This is a genomic window from Glycocaulis sp., assembly GCF_051859565.1.
GTDB lineage: Bacteria > Pseudomonadota > Alphaproteobacteria > Caulobacterales > Maricaulaceae > Glycocaulis.
In genome coordinates, this window is the sequence record NZ_JBHYFK010000002.1 from 124603 (window position 1) to 143930 (window position 19328).

General features: G+C 66.1%; 12 protein-coding genes. 5 read left to right on the forward strand and 7 right to left on the reverse strand.

The window, feature by feature from the left end; translation table 11 throughout:
* Positions 1 to 7: 7 nt before the first annotated feature.
* Entirely contained in the window at positions 8 to 1354 is a 1347-nt protein-coding gene (locus ACTIGC_RS03135; RefSeq protein ID WP_439633031.1) for a spinster family MFS transporter, read from the forward strand.
* A gap of 21 nt (positions 1355 to 1375) precedes the next feature.
* On the opposite strand, the gene chrA is transcribed toward ACTIGC_RS03135, so the two are convergent.
* Both chrA and ACTIGC_RS03145 read right to left on the reverse strand, forming a co-directional pair.
* Positions 1376 to 2680, reverse strand: a complete 1305-nt coding sequence (gene chrA / locus ACTIGC_RS03140) for a chromate efflux transporter (RefSeq protein ID WP_439633032.1) — start codon at positions 2678 to 2680, stop codon at positions 1376 to 1378.
* A complete protein-coding gene (locus ACTIGC_RS03145) occupies positions 2680 to 4029 on the reverse strand; it encodes a sensor histidine kinase (protein ID WP_439633033.1) in 1350 nt (449 codons plus the stop codon). The genes chrA and ACTIGC_RS03145 overlap by 1 nt, the downstream gene beginning before the upstream one ends.
* 98 nt (positions 4030 to 4127) lie before the next feature.
* On the opposite strand from ACTIGC_RS03145, the gene ACTIGC_RS03150 reads away from it, so the two are divergent.
* A complete protein-coding gene (locus tag ACTIGC_RS03150; RefSeq protein ID WP_439633034.1) occupies positions 4128 to 4688 on the forward strand; it encodes a hypothetical protein in 561 nt (186 codons plus the stop codon).
* A gap of 9 nt (positions 4689 to 4697) precedes the next feature.
* On the opposite strand, the gene ACTIGC_RS03155 is transcribed toward ACTIGC_RS03150, so the two are convergent.
* Positions 4698 to 7604, reverse strand: coding sequence for a CHAT domain-containing protein (locus ACTIGC_RS03155; protein WP_439633035.1), 2907 nt, complete (start codon positions 7602 to 7604; stop codon positions 4698 to 4700).
* A gap of 212 nt (positions 7605 to 7816) precedes the next feature.
* On the opposite strand from ACTIGC_RS03155, the gene ACTIGC_RS03160 reads away from it, so the two are divergent.
* Entirely contained in the window at positions 7817 to 9535 is a 1719-nt protein-coding gene (locus ACTIGC_RS03160; RefSeq protein ID WP_439633036.1) for an alpha/beta hydrolase, read from the forward strand.
* 263 nt (positions 9536 to 9798) lie between these two features.
* On the opposite strand, the gene ACTIGC_RS03165 is transcribed toward ACTIGC_RS03160, so the two are convergent.
* The 4 genes from ACTIGC_RS03165 to ACTIGC_RS03180 all read right to left on the reverse strand — a co-directional run bounded on the left by ACTIGC_RS03165 (position 9799) and on the right by ACTIGC_RS03180 (position 16799).
* On the reverse strand, positions 9799 to 11562 hold the full coding sequence (locus ACTIGC_RS03165; protein WP_439633037.1) for a CHAT domain-containing protein: 1764 nt from the start codon (positions 11560 to 11562) through the stop codon (positions 9799 to 9801).
* Between the two features lie 4 nt (positions 11563 to 11566).
* Positions 11567 to 13567, reverse strand: coding sequence for a tetratricopeptide repeat protein (locus tag ACTIGC_RS03170; RefSeq protein ID WP_439633038.1), 2001 nt, complete (start codon positions 13565 to 13567; stop codon positions 11567 to 11569).
* Between the two features lie 4 nt (positions 13568 to 13571).
* The gene (locus tag ACTIGC_RS03175; RefSeq protein WP_439633039.1) at positions 13572 to 15902 is read right to left on the reverse strand and encodes a caspase family protein; all 2331 of its coding nucleotides are present in this window, start codon (positions 15900 to 15902) and stop codon (positions 13572 to 13574) included.
* Positions 15903 to 16115: 213 nt separating this feature from the next.
* Positions 16116 to 16799 (reverse strand): hypothetical protein, encoded by a 684-nt coding sequence (locus ACTIGC_RS03180; RefSeq protein ID WP_127568566.1) that lies wholly within the window; start codon positions 16797 to 16799, stop codon positions 16116 to 16118.
* Between the two features lie 260 nt (positions 16800 to 17059).
* Between ACTIGC_RS03180 and ACTIGC_RS03185 the strand changes: the two genes are divergently transcribed.
* Positions 17060 to 18514 carry a trypsin-like peptidase domain-containing protein gene (locus ACTIGC_RS03185; protein ID WP_439633040.1) on the forward strand — a complete coding sequence of 485 codons (1455 nt, stop codon included), beginning with the start codon at positions 17060 to 17062 and terminating at the stop codon, positions 18512 to 18514.
* A 40-nt stretch (positions 18515 to 18554) separates the two neighbouring features.
* On the forward strand, positions 18555 to 19262 hold the full coding sequence (locus tag ACTIGC_RS03190) for a response regulator transcription factor (RefSeq protein WP_439633041.1): 708 nt from the start codon (positions 18555 to 18557) through the stop codon (positions 19260 to 19262).
* Positions 19263 to 19328 lie beyond the last annotated feature (66 nt).

Genomic DNA, 19328 nt, shown 5'->3' on the forward strand with positions numbered 1-19328 from the left:
AACTGCCTTGGCCACTGCCAGCCCGCCACCGGGTATCCCGGTGACCCAGCCGCTTGCGCCCAGCGCGCGCCGCTATGCCATCGGCATGCTGCTTGTCATCTACATCTTCAATTTCCTGGACCGGCAGATCGTCAACATCCTGGCTGAGCCGATCAAGATCGAGCTGGGGTTGGCCGACTGGCAGCTTGGCATGCTGACCGGCCTTGCCTTCGCCGCTTTCTATACCGTGCTGGGCATTCCGATTGCGCGTTACGCCGAAAAGGCTGACCGGGTGAAGATCATCTCGGTGGCCGTGGCGGTGTGGAGCGCCTTCACCATCGCCTGCGGACTGGCGGCCAATTTCACCCAGCTATTGCTGGCGCGTATCGGGGTTGGCGTTGGCGAGGCCGGGTGTTCGCCGCCCGCTCACTCGCTCATCACGGACTATACGCCCAAGGAAGAGCGCGCCTCGGCGCTGGCCATCTATTCGATGGGAATTCCGCTGGGATCGCTGGCGGGCATGGCGCTCGGCGGGCTGATTGCTGACGCGTTCGGCTGGCGGGTCGCCTTTTTTGTTGCCGGTGCGCCGGGCATCATTCTGGCCATCATGGCCTTCCTCACCCTGCCGGAACCGCGCCGGGGCCTTGAGAAGAAGGTCGTGCCGGTCAAGGGGCCAAGCTTTGGAGATGCCCTCAGGGAGCTGAAATCCAAAAAATCCTTCTGGTGGATTTCCATCGGCGCGGCGTTGAGCGCCATGGTCGGCTATGGCCATATCGCTTTTTACGGCTCGTTCTATCTGCGCAATCACGGCGAGGGCCTGACCGCCATGGCGGTAAACGTAAACGAAATGATCGGCGTCAGCTTCGGCCCGATAGGCTTTGTTGGCACCGCGCTTGGCCTCATCATCGGGATATGCGGCGCGGCAGGCACCTTCCTTGGCGGTGTGCTGGCCGACCGGGCGGCGCGCAAGAATGTGTCGGGCTATGCCACCGTGCCGGCGATCGCGGGCCTCGTGACCGTGATCCCCTTCATTGCGGCCATGCTGGTGGACAATGTGGCGCTATCCTTCGCTTTGCTCGCCATTCCGGTCTTTGCCGGGGCGATCTGGTACGGGCCGATCTTTGCCAGCGCGCAGAGCCTTGTGCATCCGCAGACGCGGGCGACGGCGGCGGCGGTATTGCTCTTCATCATCAATCTGGTTGGCCTGGGGCTCGGCCCGCTTCTGGTCGGCACATTCAGCGACATCTTTGCCCAGACGATGGGTGCAGCTGAAGGCATTCGCTGGTCGATGGTGGTGTTTGGCGGCATGGGCGGCATTGCCTCCATCGCCTTCTTCCTCGCCGCGCGGACGCTGAAAGACGAGGTCGTGGCCTAGGGTCTGTTATGAGGACAGACCCTAAATAACGCCTGCAAGCGACAGGGCGAGGCCAGCGGCCAGCCCTGTCGCGACCAGCGTCATCACACCCCGCTTGAGCCCGAAGGCGATGATGGCGCACAGGGCCGCAATGGCGATCACCCACGGGTCAAACGTGGTGAGATCGGCGGTGACGATCCGGAAGGGGCCAAGGCTCATAGAGCCGGTATCGGCAAAGAGGATCTGCACGGCAAACCACACACCAAGGCTGGCGATGACGCCGACTACAGCGGCGGAAATGCCAGCGAGCGCGCTTTGCAGGGCCTTGATGCTGTTCAGCCTCTCCATCCAAGGGGCGAGCGTGAAGATCGCCATGAAGGAGGGCAGGAACACCGCCCACAGCGTTAGCGCAGCGCCCAGTATCCCGCCCAGCATCGCGCCGAAGGGTTCGGGCAGACGATAGCCCGCGATGAAGCCGGTAAACTGCGTCACCAGAATGAGCGGACCGGGCGTGGACTCGGCCAGCCCCAGACCGTCCGCCATCTCTCCGGCGCTCAGCCAGCCATATTGCTCAACCCCTGCCTGTGCCATCCAGGCGAGGACGGCATAAGCTCCGCCAAAGCTGACCAGAGCCAGCCAGGAGAAGAAGCCCGCCACCTCCACCAGCCTATGGGAGGGCGAAAGCAGGAGCGCAGCCAGCGCCAGCGGCGCGAGCCAGACGGCAGTCCAGATGAGGAGGGATGCGGCGGTCGCGGACACCGACGCGCCCTCGCCTGTCGGTGTTTCGTGCGCTTCTACCCCGTGATGGCCGGCGGCCATCCAGCGCGAGGCGAGCCATCCGGCAAGGCCTGCGCCTGCGACGACCAGCGGGAAGGGTATGGCAAGGCTGAGCGCGATGAAGGCGGCAGCAGCAATGGCCAGCGTGGCGGGGCTTTTGAGCGTCTTGGAGCCCAGCCGGATCACCGCGCCCAGCAGGATCACCAGCACGGCGGCTTTCACCCCGAAGAATGCGCCCTCAACAAGGGACAGGTCAGCGGCGAGCACGTAGAGAATGGAGAGCGCCAGCATGATCAGCGCGCCCGGCAGCACGAACAGCCCGCCGGTGATCAGCCCGCCGCGTATCCCGCCAAGCTTCCAGCCGATCCAGGTGGCGAGTTGCATCGCTTCCGGGCCGGGCAGGAGATGGCAGACATTGAGCGCGCGCAGGAAATCGCCATCGCTCACCCAGCCGCGCTGCTCCACGACGAGATCATGCAGCATGGCGATCTGCGGGGCGGGTCCGCCAAAGCTCAAAAACCCGATACGGGTGAAGTCGCGCGCGAGGCTGGCAAGCGATGGGGATTGCATCAAGGTGTGGCTCCGGCCCTGCGGACGGTGAAGCGGGCGCCGGGCCGGGCCGATCCCGGTCTTGCATCCTCCACATCGACGGTGAGGCCGTGGCGGCGGGCCACGGCATGGACGAAGGACAGGCCTAGACCATGACCGCGCGGGCCGCCATGGCTGATACGGGCGAAACGCATGAATACGCGCTCACGCCAGTCTGGCGGCACGCCGGGGCCGTTATCTTCCACGATCAGTACCGGCCCGGCGCGGACAATCACTTTCACCTCCCCGCCTTCGGGCAGGAATTTCACCGCATTGTCGACGAGGTTGGCGATCAGGCGGCCCAACTGGGCGGGGCTGCCGCGCATCATCACAGGCGCGCCGGCTTCCACCTTCACGCTGGCGCCCTTCTCGCTGGCAACGTCATTGTATAGCGGGGTGACCGACCGGGCGAGGGCGGCAAGGTCGAGCGTTTCCAGACCGCGCGTATCACCGATCTCGGCGCTGATCGCGGAAATATCCATGAGCGAGTTGATGAGCTCGCCCAGCTCGGCGAGCTGTTCGCGCGCCTGCTCGATACGCTCAGGATCGCTTGCGGCGTCTGCCAGTGTGCGGTCGATGCGCACCAGAGGGGTGCGCAGTTCGTGTGCGGTCAGGTCAGACACGTCACGCTGTGCGCTGATAAGGCGCTCTATCCGGTCCAGCATGGCGTTGATATTGCGCGAAAGCACGCCGAACTCATCGGCGCCTTCGGCTCCCGGCGCACGCTGGTCGATGGCCCCGTCACGCACCGCATGGCAAGTGCGGTTCAGCCGCTCCACTCTCTGCATGATCCAGCCTGCCGCGACCAGGCCAGCGGCAATGCCAAGGGTCATGGTGATGAAGAAGCCGGCGGTAAAGATCGTGCGCAGGCGGGCGAGCGCCTCGGCCTGGCTTGTGGTGGACCGCCCGACAAACAGCCGGTAGTCCTGCGGCATCAGGAAGGCGCGCCCGATCAGAGGCAAGGCCTCGCCGTCCACCGTGAAGGTGCCGTTCACCCAGCTGGCATCGAGCGAAAACGCGTCCGGCCAGTGGGTCAGATTGCCCGCGAGCGGTTCGCCTTGCGGGTCAGCCAGCAGATAGACCGGGCCTTCGCCTTCCAGCGGCCGGAAGGCCAGCCGGTCCTGCAAGGAGCGCTGCAGACCGGCCTCGCCCTCGATGGAATATATGTCCACCAGGCCTGCCGCGTCGGTATCGACCAGCTGGCGCAGGGTCTGGTCGGATACAAAAGCGAAGGCGAAATACGCAATCAGGAAAACGGCTGTCGCGGCGAAGCTGACGAGGGCCGCAATCATGGCGGCCAGGCGCGCGAAGCTGGAACGCAGAATGCGCAAGCGCGAACCTTTCCGCCCCGCGCGGGATTGGTCTAAGGTTGGGTCCGGGATCATGGAAGAGGGGCTCCCCGATGCACCAGCGCCTTTGTGCCCTTGCGATGGCCGTTGTTTTTCCGGTGGTCATGACGGGCTGTGCGTCGCAGCAGGCTGTATCGGCCCTGCCTGCCGTTGCCGAGCCTGATGGCCAGATATTTGCTGCGCTCGACATTGGCTTGCGCGCCGAAGCGGCAGGTGATGGCGCAGCATTGCTGGCGGCGGCGAGCCTGCTGGAGGCCAGCGGCGCGCGCCCCGCTGAGGGCGACGCTGACCTGGCCGCACGCTGGCAGGCCAGAGCCGCCGAGCTCGGCGAAACCGTTCCGCCTTCGCGCGGGCGCATTGCCGGCCCTGCCTATCGCAATGGCATTGTGGGAGCCGGGGAGACGGCCCTGCTGCGCGACAGTTTTCATTCTGGCCGCGCTGCACGCGTTTCGCTGCAGGCACGTGGAAGCGGCACGCTGCGCCTGTCGATCCGGCGTAATGATGGCGAACCTGTCTGCGAGGCGCTTGCCACCACCGCTCCGGTCAGTTGCCAGTGGGTGCCGGTATGGTCGGAGCCGTTCACCATTGAGGTGGTCAACCTCACGGGCGCGCAAATCCCCTATTACCTGATCACCAACTGACATCGCCGGCTACCGGCCTATCAGGGCGAAGGGGCCCCAGACGCCTGGATGGGCGCTGCCCGGTATCGCCTCGTTGCGCATTAGTTCCAGCATGGCGCCGCGAAAGGCTTGCGGCCTTGCCTCACCTGCCAGTGCCCGCCTGGCGGTTTGGGCGGTAAGGTAGGCCGCCGCGTCGTCGCGCACCGTCCAGTGGGACACAAGCAGGCTGCGTGCGCCGGCATAGAGGAAGGCCTGCGCGAGCCGGTCCGGGGCCGTGGCGGTGCCGTCAGCGGTGAAGGTGTTACAGGCCGACAGCACGACCCAGTCCGCATCCAGCCGCAGGCCGGCAATTTCAGACGCGGTGAGCAGGCCGTCATCAAGCGCGTCGGGCTGTGCGGGCGGCGTGAAGGCGAGGGCAGGCTCCAGCACCGTCTCCAGCTCACCGGGCAACAGGCCGTGAGTGGCGAACACCAGAACGCTGGCGCGGTTAAGGTCGGCGGATTTGACGGCCGTCTCCGTGGCCCAGACGCCCAGCCTTATGTCTGCCCGGCCTTCGCCAAAGAGCCGGGCCAGTTCTTCCAGCTCCGCACGCGCGCCGGGCAGCGGTGCAAGGGAGGACAGGGCCTGACCGCTTTCTTCGCTTGCGCTACGCGTCAGCGCGGCCAGCGTGACAGGCTCTGCCCCGGTGTCACCGGAGAAGACCGGAGCCCCGAAGCCGATCAGATAGGGCTCGGCGCTGCCCGGCCCGTCATTGCGCTGGCGCAGCGCAGAAAGGGTGGCCAGCGTGGTCACCGCATGGCGCGCGATCAGCCAGGGCGCGCCGGCATAGGCCGCCTCGCTGTCCAACGGCCGGGACGGCTCTCCGGTCAGCAATACCGGGAAGGGGATGGAACGGTAGGGGCCATCAGCCAGAACGAACAGCGCGGCCTCCTCTTCCAGTCCGTTTGTCAGACGGGGGGTGAAAACGCCTCCATAGAGACGGTGAGCCTCGTCCGCCGGGAATGGCCGGGCCACCCCGGCTGCGGCGCCAGCCTCCAGCGCGGGGCGCAAAATGGCCAGTGCTGATTGTGCTGCATCGCGGTCAATCGCCAGCCGGTCCATTACCAGGTCCGATTGCCCGATACGCAGGCTGACCCCGCCAGCGGGCGTGAAGGCGAAGGCGATGATGTGGTCTCCCGCACCGAGCATTTGCTGCACGGTTTCGAGGGTGAGCGTCTCCAGCCCTTGGGCGTGATCGCCGTCCGGTGACAGTCCGCTCATCGCTGTCCGCGCCATCTCGTAGGCGTCGCGGGCTGCGGCGAGTGTCTGCGGGTCGGGTGATGCGCTGGCAGAGCGGACGCGGACATAGTTTTCCTCGGCCAGGCGCAGGGCGCGCCAGCTGTCCTGCCGGGCGCGGACAAGGTCTGCTGTTTGCGCGCCGCTGCTGCTGACCCTCAGGGCGGTGGCCTCGGCGGCGAGTGCGAGCCCTGTGGCGTGTACCATCTGCATGTAGCGCAGGGCGGCTTGCGTATCGCCAGCGGCGAAGGCGATGTCGAGGGCGCGGCGGAAGGCGCGCTGGCGGGTGCGCGCCATGTCCCGCGCACTGTCGATATCTGCCAGATCGAGATCGCCGGAGAGGGCCGTCATGGCGGCCTGTACTTCGCGGGGCACCATCTGCAAGGTGCCGCCATCCATGGCCGATATCCATGCCTCGTCTATCGCCAGCTCATGGCGGCGTTCATGGCCTTCGGGCAGATAGTCGGCGGCCAGCATCCGCGCATCGGCGATATAGTCCCTGCCCTGCGCCGGATTGCCGTCCATCGCCTCCAGTGCCGCCAGCTCGGCTAGAACCCTGATCCTGTCCGGGCCTGACGTCCCGGCGGCGTCGAACACGCCCAGCACATCCAGCCATTCCGTGCGGGCAGCATCATACTGACCGAGCGCAAAGGCCGTGTCGGCGGCGTTCATCTGCATGCGGGCCGCCTCGATGGACTCGGCACCGGCCGCATTGCGGTAGATATCGCGCGCCGCCAGGAATAATGGCCGGGCCTCGGCTGAACGGCCCTGACCAAACAGGGCCACACCGAGATTATTGAGCGTGTCGGCGACTTGTGGGTGCGCCTCGCCAAGGCTGGCGCGCCTGTCTTCCAGAATACGCCGCAGCAAGGGCTCAGCCGCCTCGTAGCGGCCCCACGCATTGAGCGCGCCGGCATAGCTGGAGCGGGCAAACCCGATAAAGGGATGGCCGGGCGGCAGGCTGGCCTCGAGTTGTTCTGCGGCGCGGCGTGACAGCTCGGCGGCGTCGGCAAAGCGGTAGGCGCGTATGAGGATCGCCGCCAGGCTCACCTGCGTCATCGCAATATGAGGATGGCCCTCTTCCAGCACTGTCTCGCGGATGCGCAGCGACCGCTCGACCAGCTCGATGGCATCGTTCAGCTCGCCACGCGCATTCAGTATCGAGCCCAGTTCAAAATAGGAGCGGGCGATCTGGACGTGATCTTCGGGGTAGAGCTGCTGGCGGATGGCGAGCACGTCGCGGGTGGCCGTTTCGGCTTCGTCCAGCCGGCCCAGCGTGCCAAGGATGGAGGCGACATTGCCAAGCGCCTGCTCCAGAGGCTCGAGATAGTCCGGGCCGGCAGCCTCGAAAACGCTGGCGGCCTCACGGAAGAGGCCAAGCGCTTCCTCGCGCCCGCCAGCATAGAAGATTGCCGAACCGAGCTGGTTGAGGATGGCGGCACGGTCGGTCTGCGCTACGCCTTCAAGCGTGAGGGCCGTATCGTAGGCGCTTTGCCATGCGGCGCGGGCCCCGGCAGGGTCCTCCTCCATGTCGATGGCTTCCGCGGCCTCAATCAGGGCGCGCGCATCAGCCTGGACAATCGACGGGGCAAGCGGTGGCGGCGTCTCCTGAGCCTGAAGGCCGGGTGCGGCCAGCAGGACAAGTCCCAGTGCCCAGATCATGAAATGGTGACATGCCATAAGCCGGTACCTCCCCCTAGCGCACCCGCAGCCTGCCCATGATTGCGTGGCGCGCGCCAGCTGGCAAATACTTGCCTTGCCTCCAGCCTGACAAAGACAGACAGGCTTTATGCATGTTGCTCGACAGCCCGTATTTCCTGCCTAAGACTTTCTCACGGGCAAGGCTTGCTCTGAAAACGGGGTAATCGGTGCAGATGAGAATACTGGTGGTGATGTGTGCCGGTGCGGCCATGCTGACATGGCATGGCGCCGCGTTCGGGCAGGGCTGTGAGGTCGATCCGGAGCGTGTCGAGGCGCTTGATCTGGCGGCGCTGGAGCTGGAGCCTTCAGAGCAGGTCGCGCTTTATTTTGACCTTGCGGACTGGCAGGCGGAGTGCGGCGATGTCGCGCGCGCACGCAGTGCCTACGAAACGGCGCGTACGCTGATTGCCTCTGCCGACAGGGTTGAAGGCGCGTGGGCGCATGGGCTGATCAACGAGGCAAGGATGGAGATGGCGCAGGGCCGGTTCGACCGGGCGCGCGAAATTCTCGATGAAGCCTATGCGGTGCTGGAGGAGGCGGGCGCCTTGCGGGCGCGCGACTTCCTCTACCTGATGGAGACAGCCTTGGCTGTCGAGGCGGCGGCGTCCGGGGCGGGAGCAGCGCACAGCCTTGAAGGCGCGCAGGCCGAGCTCGCCGTCCTGCGCGCGCGCATTGCCCGCGAGGACGAGGAGGCATTGACGCGCGATCCCGGCGCGGGTGCCGATGCAGACCATGTAATCGTGCCGGTGTTCTACGGGACCAACCGGGTGCGTACGGGGTCTGAGGATCCCAACGCCTTCTACGGGGTTACGGCAGCGCCGCTGGATCTGGGCGTAGTCACCGTCTCGGTGCCGCGCAATCGTGAGGTCGGCTCGATCCCGCGCAGGCGTGATTATCCCGGTGATCTGGACCAGTACCGGGCAGGCTATTTCATCCTTGAACGCGTGGAGCCCTTTGCTGACGATTATGTCTTCACCCGCGCGCTCGGCACGGCGATGGATGCATCAGAGCGGCGCGAGCTGCTCGTCTTCATTCACGGCTTCAATTCAGACTTTCGCGGCGCGGCGGAGCGTGCAGCGCAGCTCGCAGTCGATCTGGAGATTGACGGGGTGCCAGCGCTCTATTCCTGGCCGTCGCGGGCGTCATTGCTGGGCTATCTTGCCGACGGGCGCGAGGTGAATGACGCCAATATCCGTGACCTTGTGGACTATCTCTACCTGCTCATGAATGGCGCGAATGCGGACCGCATCCATATCGTCGCGCATTCGATGGGCAACCGCTTTCTGGCGCGCGCCCTTGATCAGTTGGCCGACACCTATCCCAACCCGCCCGAACCGCTCTTTGATCAGGTCGTATGGGCCTCGCCGGACGTGGATGCTGAGGAGTTCATGGACCTGTTGCCGCGCATCGATCATCTGGCCAGCGGCATGACGCTGTATGCCTCCAGCCGTGACCGCGCCCTGCTGCTGTCGCGCCGGATCAATGGCGGCAATGCGCGTGCTGGCGATTCCAGCCCGCCCTACCCGGTCGTGGTTGCAGGCCTCAGCACGGTGGACACCACGGCGGCAGGCGGGCGCGGGCTTGGCCATTCGGACTATGCCGGCCCTGCCATGGACGATTTCCGGGCGCTGATATGGCTGTCCTTGAGCCCGGAAGAGCGCTGCATCCTGCACACCAATACAGGTGAGCTGGGACAGTTCTACGCGGTGGCCCCGCAAACCGGCGGCCGTTGCGAGCCGGACGTGTTCAAATACTCCATCACCGCCCTGCGCCGCGGCGGTGATGGCGAACCGATGGAGTTGCTGCAGAGCGCTGCGGCCCTGTCGGGAACGGCGATTGCCGGCCGGCTGGACGATGTCCGCCAGCTGATCGCCCGGCTGACGGGAGGCTGACGGCAGGGGTTTGGTGGCGGGATGTCCTCCCCCGTTTACGGGGGAGGTGTCAGCGCAGCTGACGGAGGGGGGAAACTTTTCTTTTCAAAATCCCCCCCCCCCCGGGCGGCGGGCCCCACCCCCCCCCCCCCGGGGGGGGGCCCACAAACCCCCCGTGCACGGCCCCCCCACTTTTCTTTTCAAAATCCCCCCCCCTCGGTCCTTCGGACCACTCCCCCCGCAGGCGGGGGGAGACAACAAGCAGGCGCTTTCCAGGTCCCCCATCACTCCGCCGGGCGGTTCTGCCCGACCAGCACGAAGGGCGCCCACATCGCCGGATGCGCAAACTGCGGGTCATCCATCATGGACAGCATGGACTGACGCAGCGCTTCTGCGCGCCCCGCTGACGGATCGGCGTTCATCGCCGAGAGTGTGCCGGTGGTGATGCGCCGCGCGGCGGCGTCATCGACAACCCAGTGCGAGACCAGCAGGGCCCGCGCGCCGGCATAGAAGAAGGCGCTGGCAAGGCCTGACAGACTATCCGCGCCTGCGCCGCCGGGTGCTGCCGTATTGCAGGCCGAGAGGATCACCCAGTCGGCATCCAGCGTCAGGTCGCGTGCGATCTCGGAGGCCGTCAGCAGACCGTCATCGCCCTCGCTGGCCTGTGCAGGCGGGGTGAGGACCAGAGCCGGCTCGGTCAGGCCGGGCAGCTCATCAGCGATCAGGCCATGCGTGGCAAAGGCGATGACCTGCCGGTTCGACAGGTCGGCCGTGCTGCGCAGATTGGCTTCGGTTGCTCCGTCGCCGACCAGCAGATCCTGGCTCGGTTGCGCGCCAAAGGCTTCTGCCAGCGCGATGAGTTCGGGGCGGGTATTGGGCAGGGCGCTCAAGGCACGCACCGCCTCGACATCAGCCAGAAATACGCCGTCTGTGGACGCGCTGGCATTGAACACGCCGCGTGTGCCGCCGCCGCGCTGCTGCGGGCCGGAACTTGCCGGTGCGCGTTCACAGCCAGCACCGGCGCGCGCGCCAATGCAGGGATCACCGACGCCAAGGAAGGGCGCAGAGGCGCGGCTTGCCCCGAAACGCGTCAGCGCGCGCAAGGAAGCCGGTGAGGGCAGCACGGTCATGGCATAGCGCCGTCCCAGCCAGGCGGTCTGGCGCAGCGCGTCCACGTCGCTGTCTGCGCCTGATGGCGGCTCTGTGACCAGCAAGGCGAGCGGCAGGCTGGAAAGCGCGCCGGAGGGGATGGCATAGACATGCGCCTTGCCCTCAAGGCGCGCTTCGATTGGCGCCAGAAGCTGCTGATAGAGCTGGAAGGCGGCCTGCCGGTCGAACACGGGCAGGCCTGCGGCGGCGCTGCTGGTCTGTACGGCCACAGCGTTCCAGGGGCCCCGCCCGTGATCGAGATCGACGCCCTGACGCAACAGGTCCACCGCCTCGCCAAGCTCGGCTGCTGTTACCTCGACGCGCGCCCAGTCGATACCGTCCCGGTCAATCGCAAAGACGAAGGTGGAGCGGTCACCGGCGAGGATCAGGATGAGGGCCTCGTCAGCGCGCAGCAGGGCCTGCGTCGCCTCGACCGATAGCGGCTGGGGACTGGTGAGCTGGGCGTATTCAGGAAAGTCGCGCGACAATGTGGCGTCGATTTCGCCAAGGCGGCCAGAGGCGGTATCCAGCGCGCTGCGCGCCGTGGCCGTGGCCTCCTCACGCGAAGCCGGGTCGGTAATGGCAAGGGCTTCATAGAGGGCGCGTTCGGCGGCGTTGCGCTGGTCCGCCATGCGGCGGCGCTCGGCGACAAGCAGGCCCAGCGCGTCGTCACCGGAGGCAAAGCGGGCCCCGACCTGCGAGAGTGCGCGTGCTGCCGAGGTCTGGATTGCCCACTGGGCGGCCCAATAGCCTTCGGCCCGCAGGCAGGCGTACTCCATCGAGCCTTCCGGGCAGGCGTCAGACCCTTGCGCAAAGCCTGCACTGGTAAAGGCCGCCCCGGCAAGGCAGGTCGATGCCAGAAGGGTGCGGACGAAGTTCGATATGGGGCGGGTCAGCATGAAATTACCCTTCATTGTGTGCAGCGGCCCAGGCTGCTTCTGTGTGGAGCTGGAACATGTCGTTGCGGCGCACGATGAGCGCGCTGGCTGCGGTGTCGGTGCTGGCCGATTGGGCACCATCCAGCGCGGCGCTGACGATGGATCTGGAGGCCGTGCGATAGAGTTGCAGCGCCTCGGCGGGACGGTTCATATGCCGCAGGAACAGCCAGGCGAGGTTCGCACGCGCGACGAGAAGAGCGGTATGGGTTTCCGGGACACGTCCCGTCAGGCCATCCAGCCCGCCGCGCATCAGGCTTTCCGCGCCCTCATAATCACCGGCAAGGCCCAGCGTCGTTCCCGCATTGGCAAAGGCGCGCACGGCCTCCGGGTGATTGGCGCCCAGCGTTTCGCGATACAGGCCGAGGGCGCGCACCTGTAGCGCCGAGGCTTCGTCCAGCTGTCCTTGTGCACGGATGGACCCCGCAAGATTCTCAAGGCTCATGGCGATGGAAAGCGGCTGGCCCTCCGCTTCTGCTGCGGCCAGCGAAGCCCGGTACAGCGTTTCGGCGTCAGCCAGACGGCCAAGCATGCGCAAGCTGCCCGCCAGATTGCTTTCCAGCGCGCCAATAATGGCTGCCCGCCCGGCATCATCCAGGCCTTGTGCCTCTGACAGGGCGCGCCTCTGCAGGCTTTCCGCCTCCTGATAGCGGCCCTGATCGAAGAGGGCCGACGCCAGAAAGCTCATCGCGGAAACAGTCTGGGAAGTGCCCGAGCCAAACGCCGCTTCGCTCTCTGACAGGGCCTGTTGCAATAGCGGTTCGGCGTCGCGCGCACGCCCCGCCATTTGCAAGGCCCTGCCCAAACGTTGCCGCAGGGTGGCCACGTGGCGCGGATTGGCTGTGGCGGCCCCTTCCAGCGCGGCAAGCGCGTCCTGCTGGAAATGTATCGCGTCCTCGTAGCGGCCAAGGTCCAGATAGGCCTGCCCCAACCCGCTGACAATGTCGGCACTTTCCGGCGCGCCCTCGCCATAGGCGGCTGTTTCGATCGCCAGGGCGTTTTCCAGCAGGGGACGCGCCTCTGCAGGGCGGCCAAGCGAGAGATAGGCGCTGGCGAGATTGCCCATGGCTGCGGCGGTGTTGGGATGGTCGGCGCCGAAAATGGAGCGCATGCGCTCCAGCGCGGACTGGTAGCCGGCAAGTGCTGCCTCCGGTCCGCCCTGATGGCGCTGAACGGAGGTGAGATTATTCTCCACCACTGCCAGATAGCGGTGAGAAGGGGAGATGGCCTCGAAAATCGCGCGGGCGCGTGTGAGAGCGTTTTGCGCGTCGGGGTGGCGGCGGGTCTGGTTATAGACCTCGGCCAGATTGACCCAGGCGACGCCTGCGCCTTCGCTGCGCCCGGAGCCTGCCTCTTCATGGGCGGCAAGCACCTGCAGGAAGCCGGTCTCCGCACTAGCATAATCGCCCGCTTGATAGGCCGTGACGGCTGCATTGTTGAGGCCGTCGAGCGAGTTGCTGCCAGCGCTGGCGCTGACACCAGCAGACGCGGGCGCAGGCTGATGCTGCGGCCCGGGAGCAGGCGGCGCGCCGGCCGGTGCGCCGGGATTCTGGCGGTCGCGGGCCATCCCGATCGCGCGCTGAATGCCCGGCCGGCGGGTATTCCCCGGATCAATCTCGGCGAGGATCTCGTCAGCGACCTGCAGCACTTCGAGCGCTTCGGCAAACCGGCCCTGACCCAGCATGGCCATGCCCATATTGGCGCCTGCCACCGCAGACAAGGGATGATCGAGTCCCAGATGGCGGTGATAGATCAGGAAGGCGGCCTCGAACTCGCGCGTGGCGGTACGAAAATCGCTTTCCCGGAAGGCAGTTTCGGCGGCGGCGTTGTGGCGCTCAATCGCGGCTATGTCCTGCGGGGGAATGTTCGCCTGCTGGAGCGTGGCAGCGCTGAGCGTGCCGGCGTGGGCCGGGATGGCGGAAGCCAGTGACAGTCCTATCAGCGCACTGGCAAGGAGTGCTTTGTACATCGCTTCAGTTTTCCCCGCCCGGCGGGATCAGCCGCCACTGGAACAGTATGGTGCCGGCCTGCGCATCGAGAGCCGGGCGTGCGCGCGCGCTGCGGGTGGCAGCGCCGCCAAAGGCGGCCATGCTCATCAGCTGGCCGAGAGGGGATCGCTGTGCATCGTTCACGGCGGCATCGGCGGACCGGCTGAGGCTGGCTTGTGTCAGGAAGCTGAAATCCATCGGGATCGCCGCGTCCGGCTCGCGCTCCACCGCCAGCAGGACAAGCCGTTCCAGGCCCGCACTTGCCGGATAGCCGCTCGTCCAGTCAAAGGTACGAAGCCCGGCCCACACTATGCGCGGCTGCTCTCCCGGCTCGATGCGGGTGGACGTGCTGGCGCCGAGGAAGGGCAGGCGGTAAATGCCTGCCTGGCTATCGATATAGAGCGGGGTGACGTCGATCGCCCGGCTGCCCGTATTGGTCAGGCGGATATAGACGATGTCGCAATGGCCAAGTTCCAGCGCGTTGAGATCACTGGTGCCGAGCTCTTCAAAGGATACCGCACCGGCTGGAATGGCGGACGGGTCGGGCAGGGAGCAGGCCCAGTCATCGGCCGCACGGGCACTGGCGGTCAGGCGCGGCGGGGTGGCTCGCCAGACAAAGGCCTCATGGCGCAGGTTTTCCAGCCCGTTAGCCCCTTGCAGGGCGCTGGCGGCATTGAGGATGTTGCGGACCCGGGCCAGCTTCTGCAGTTCACCCTCAATCTGGCTCATCAGCGCATCGGCGGTTGATGTGTCGTCAATAGCGATATGCGCGGAGCGCTCGCGGCCAGTCGCGATGATGTCGGGCTCGCCGCGCAATAGCCAGATGGCGTCATCCTGCACGCGGATACGCACGTCGGCAGGCTCGCCGGGATCACGGAAATCTATGGGCGCGATCAGCGTTTCCGGGTTGGCCTGCGCCAGCCGGGCGAGTGCCTCAAGGGCTGTCTGCTCGCGCGCATTCACATCCAAGCTTGCCTCTTCCACCGATACGGAAAGCGACAGGCGCACGCCGGGGTCGGCCAGCCGGGCCGTCATATAGGCGGTACGTCCGGGCAGGGCGCGAGCCGCCTCGTTGTTCTCGAAGGCGGTCAGGACGGCGCGGGTCGCGGTCTGTCCTACGTCTACCGCCTCGACGAAATAGGGTCCGGGGAAGGAGGGGTGGGGGCCTTGTGTGTCCGGGTCGCGCACGATGATCTCGAACACGGCGCCTTCGCCAACGCCTTCCAGAAAGCCGGCCTCGATCTCGGCAGTGTCGCGGGCCAGAAACCGGGCATGCCATTGCGGAGAGCGCATCGCACCCCCCTGGCCCAGCAGCGCGCGGTCAAGATCGCCCTCGAACAGGGGCGCTGGCGCCCGGCTACCCCAGTCATTGTATCCGGAGAGGACGCGGTAGGCGAGGTCGCGATAGCTCGCCACGCCGCCTGCCAGCAGGCCGTTGGCGATGTGGAAGGTCATCACGCCGAAATTATTACGCGCTTCTGCTGCGCCAACCTTGGGCATCAGCCCTTCAAGGGCGAGTTGGCCGGAATGGGCGGCGTAGAAGGCGACGAAACCGCCTTCTCCCAGTGCAATCGAGGCATCAGGGCGCGGCGAACTTGTTCCTGAGCGTGTCGTCTGCGCGCGCTGTTCGGCTTCGGTGCGGGCCTCCAGCGGAATGCCCAGCATGTCCTCGGTGACGGCGCGGGTGCGGAACTCGCCGCCTGGCCCCGCGCCCCGGTTCGCGCCCCCCGAATGGCAGGTGTCCACCACCAGCCAGACGAAGATATTGCGCGCTCTCAAGGCATCGAGAAATTCGCCGATTTCATCATCGATCAGCGCATTTCGCACGCCAGCCTGCCGGTCGCCCTGAGCGCCCTCCCAGGAACCGATATCCAGCGGCAGGAATATCTCGTCAAAGCCGTTGGCCTCCGGCACAGCTGCGCCTTCTGGCTGGGGCTGGCGCGAACCATGGCCGGAAAAATACACCAGAACTTCATCGCCGGGCCGGGCGCGCTCCAGCATGGCCTCGAACGCCGCCAGAATCTCATTGCGGTTGGGATCGCCCTGGGCGGTAAAATCAATGCCCGTCTGCTCCAGCCCGTCAGCGAGCACCAGCATGTTGGCATCGGGTACGTCATAGGCGCGCAGCGCACGGATCATCAGCGCCACATCATTGCGCGGCCCCAGCAATTCGACGCCCGGCCCGATCCGGTCCTCGTCATAGCCCGAAGCCCCGATCAGCAGGGCGTGGCGCTGGGGGGTGTCAGCCAGAGCTGCCGCTCCAAGGGCCATCAGACCTGCCAGAACCGTGATGAAGCGTATTGCCGTGCCAAGCATCAGCCTTGCATCCCCTGCTGCATTGTTCCCGTGACCCTAGCGCGGCGCAGGCACTGGCCGCGAGCATATGTTTTCTGACAAAGGCCGACAGCCATGTGCTTGCCGCAATGCCCAAAACGGCGAGCGGACGGCGAGCGGCCATATGGCCGCCGCGCCGTCCGTACTGCCAGCTTCCGGCGGGAGCGTCCGGAAGGCCGGACAGGTCCCGGGACGCTAGTTGGTCACCATGTTGTAGCTGACGCCGACATTGCCCAGATTGCGGACCTGGACGGTGAAGGTGCCGGTCCAGCGCGGCGTCCAGAAGCAGGACATGCGGTCGGAATAGTCGATATGGCGGCAGATCAGATTGCCGTTGCTGTCATACACATACATGTCGAGATCCGTGCGGCCGGGGCCGTTGGCCCAGACGGCGGCGCGCTCGCCCCCGCGGAAGGTGATGTTGTAGCTGGTGGTGCTGCGTGCGCCGACCCAGCCTGAAGCGCGGCCCGGCCCACCGACGCGGCCACGGGCAGCATCGGCTTCCACTTCGGCAATCAGGCCGGCAAGCGCTTCGTCGCCGCGGGCCAGAACGCGCGCCTCATCGAGCATGTCTGCCGCAGACGCGAACTCGATCTCGGCCTCTTCAGGCTCACCGCCCTGCTCGGCGATCTCGTATTCACGCTCCTCGACATCCACACCCTGGCGGATGCGCGCTGCCACGATGACGGCGAGCGGGTCGCGGGCATCCACACCGTAGGCATAAAGCTCCTGCGACAGGGCCAGCAGCTCGACGCCGGTGGTTTCCTCGCTGCGCTGGTCCTCGGCAAAGTTGGTGCCGGTCTCGTCAGCATCCTGGGCGATGACAGAGCCGGTCAGGGCGATCGCTGCAGTCGCAGCAAGCAAAGACGACAGTTTCATTTGGTTTACTCCTGTAATGACATTTTATCCGCATTCGCCAACAGGTGTTCAGTGTTCGACAGTGCCCGGTCCGGGACGCTTTTCCTGCTGCCTTGATCAGTCCTAGCCCGCTGTTCAGGGCTGGAAAAGCGCCAAAAAAAGTATGTCCGTCTTTGTCAGGAATGCCGCTTGCCCGCGTCTTTGCTTTCTGACAGGGCTTGTAAGTAGCTGCGTGCGCGCCGTGCCGCCAAGATTTGCGCTGAGACATGCCGGAGCCTCTCATGCCTTATTCCACCACGCGCGCCCTGATCGCCTCCGCGCTCCTTGCGGCCCTGCTGGCGGTTGCCCAGCTGAACGCAGGCTGGCGGCCCGGCCAGGCAGCAGCGCCCGCAGCGGAGACGCAAGTACCGGGTTCTGCGCCGTTTGAAGGCGGCGAAGCCGTCATCCGCTCGGTGGTCACCGTGTATGCCGAGCGTTCGGTCAGCCGGCCTGTCATGGTGATGAACGAGGCCGGGGAAGAGGGCGCGCGCAATAGCGCAGAAGACCAGACCGGCTGGTCCTGGCGTTCCGGCTCGGGGTTTGCGGTAGCGCAGGGCGGTTATGTGCTGACCAATTTCCATGTCGTGTCCGGCGCGCGCCGGATCGAGGCACGCCTTGCCAATGGGCGGCGGGTGGGCGCTGAACTGATTGGCGCCGATCCGCTGACCGATCTGGCCCTGTTGCGGGTACAGGCAGACTTGCCGGTTCTGGAGTGGGGAGATGATAGCGCGTTGCGTCTTGGTGCGCCGGTTCTGGCCGTGGGTTCGCCGCTGGACTTTCACCTGTCGGTGAGTTCCGGCGTCGTGGGCGGTTTTGCACGTGCCTATGACGGGGCCGATCCGGTTGGCTATATCCAGCACGATGCCGCGCTCAATCCCGGCAATTCCGGCGGGCCGCTGCTTGATCGCCACGGGCACGTGGTCGGGGTCAATACAGCCATTCCGCAGGAAGCGTTTTTCAATGTCGGCATATCGCTGGCCATTCCGTCAGGCATTGCCCGGGAGGTTGCCGAGACGCTGATAGAGCGCGGACAGCTGGAACGTGGCTATCTGGGGCTGACCGTGCGTGCCCTGCATGGCCCGCTGGCCAGCGCGATGGGACGTCAGAGCGGGGAAGGCGTGCTGATAGAGGCTGTTGATCCTGACTCGGCCGCTGCCGGAGCCGGCATCCGTGCCGGGCAGACGCTGCTGGCGGTCAATGGGATTGATATGTCGACGCCGCGTGATCTGGCGCGCGCGCTTTTGCTGGCGCGTCCGGGCGAGCGCGCGGCGCTAAGCCTGCATGACGGTCAGGCGCGCTACCGGGTGGAGGTCTGGCTGGACAGAAGGCCGGATAATCAGGATCTGGCGGCGAGCCGCGATCTGGGTTTTGAGCCTGTTAGCCGCCGTGGCTACGGGATCAGCTTTGCCGCCAGCGAAGGAGCCGGTGTGCAGGTGGCCTCGGTCGTGCCCGGCAGCCCGGCCGCGCAGGCGGGCCTTCGCGAGGGTGACGCCGTTCTGGCGATTGGCGCGACGGACATAACCGATGCTGACGAGGCGCAGGTCCGCCTCATGCTTGCCCGCCGCCAGGTCGCCTTGCGGGTATTGCGTGGCGGTGACGATGCGCCCCGCTATATTGCGCTGGCGCTGGACGAGGGGGCGACAGCGCATGCGCCTGACCATGCAGCGTTCGCCGATGCGTCTGGCGGGCCGTTCTGACAACCAGCCTGCTGACCAGGCAGATCCGGGGAGAATCCAGATGCAGATCCTGATGGTCGAGGATGAAGATGTGTGGGCTGACAAGGCCACCCAGGCGGTGAGCGCCGAGCCGGACTGGTCGCTTGAGCGCGTGGCAACCGGCAGGGAGGCACTTGCGCGCGCGGCGTCCAGCGCCGTCGATGTGCTGGTCATCGACCGGGTGATCGAGACCGACGGCACGGACGGCCTCCAACTGCTTGCCCGATTGCGGGATATGGGCGTGGTTGCACCGGCGCTGGTCTTGTCCAGTCTGGGTCAGACCCATCAGCGCGTTGAAGGGCTGGAGGCCGGTGCGGACGACTATCTTGCCAAGCCGTTTGATGCTGCCGAGCTGCGTGCGCGGCTGAAATCGCTGGCGCGGCGAGCAGGCTTTGTGGCCAACCCGGAGGTGATCGTGCTCGGCGGGCTTGAGGTCAGGGTCAAGGCGCGCACGGCGCACTGGAAAGGCGCGCACATTCCGTTGTCTCCGCAGGAGTTCAACATATTGAAACTGCTAGCAGAGCGCGCAGGCACGCCCGTCAGCCGCGACACGCTGTGGGCCGAGGTCTGGACCGACTTTCCCAACCTGCCGCCGCAGATCAATGTCATCGACGTGGCGGTGGCCCGGCTGCGCCGTTCGATCCGCGCGGTCGTCGGCGAGGATCTGATCGAGACACAAAGGCTGAAAGGCTACGTGCTGCCGCTACCGTCAGAGGGCTTTCCAATCTGACCAGCTGGAGCAGGTAGTTTTTCATCCTTTGGAAATTTGCCATTGAGGGGTGAATTCCCGCCGCCG

Bases quoted from the DNA above. Each gene is read 5' to 3' on its own strand.
- ACTIGC_RS03155 (WP_439633035.1), bottom strand. From the start codon at position 7,604: ATGATCTGGGCACTGGGACTTGTCCTGCTGGCCGCACCCGGCCTTCAG.
- chrA (WP_439633032.1), bottom strand. From the start codon at position 2,680: ATGCAATCCCCATCGCTTGCCAGCCTCGCGCGCGACTTCACCCGTATC.
- ACTIGC_RS03185 (WP_439633040.1), top strand. From the start codon at position 17,060: ATGCCTTATTCCACCACGCGCGCCCTGATCGCCTCCGCGCTCCTTGCG.
- ACTIGC_RS03170 (WP_439633038.1), bottom strand. From the start codon at position 13,567: ATGTACAAAGCACTCCTTGCCAGTGCGCTGATAGGACTGTCACTGGCT.
- ACTIGC_RS03175 (WP_439633039.1), bottom strand. From the start codon at position 15,902: ATGCTTGGCACGGCAATACGCTTCATCACGGTTCTGGCAGGTCTGATG.
- ACTIGC_RS03190 (WP_439633041.1), top strand. From the start codon at position 18,555: ATGCAGATCCTGATGGTCGAGGATGAAGATGTGTGGGCTGACAAGGCC.
- ACTIGC_RS03150 (WP_439633034.1), top strand. From the start codon at position 4,128: ATGGCCGTTGTTTTTCCGGTGGTCATGACGGGCTGTGCGTCGCAGCAG.
- ACTIGC_RS03180 (WP_127568566.1), bottom strand. From the start codon at position 16,799: ATGAAACTGTCGTCTTTGCTTGCTGCGACTGCAGCGATCGCCCTGACC.
- ACTIGC_RS03165 (WP_439633037.1), bottom strand. From the start codon at position 11,562: ATGCTGACCCGCCCCATATCGAACTTCGTCCGCACCCTTCTGGCATCG.
- ACTIGC_RS03160 (WP_439633036.1), top strand. From the start codon at position 7,817: ATGAGAATACTGGTGGTGATGTGTGCCGGTGCGGCCATGCTGACATGG.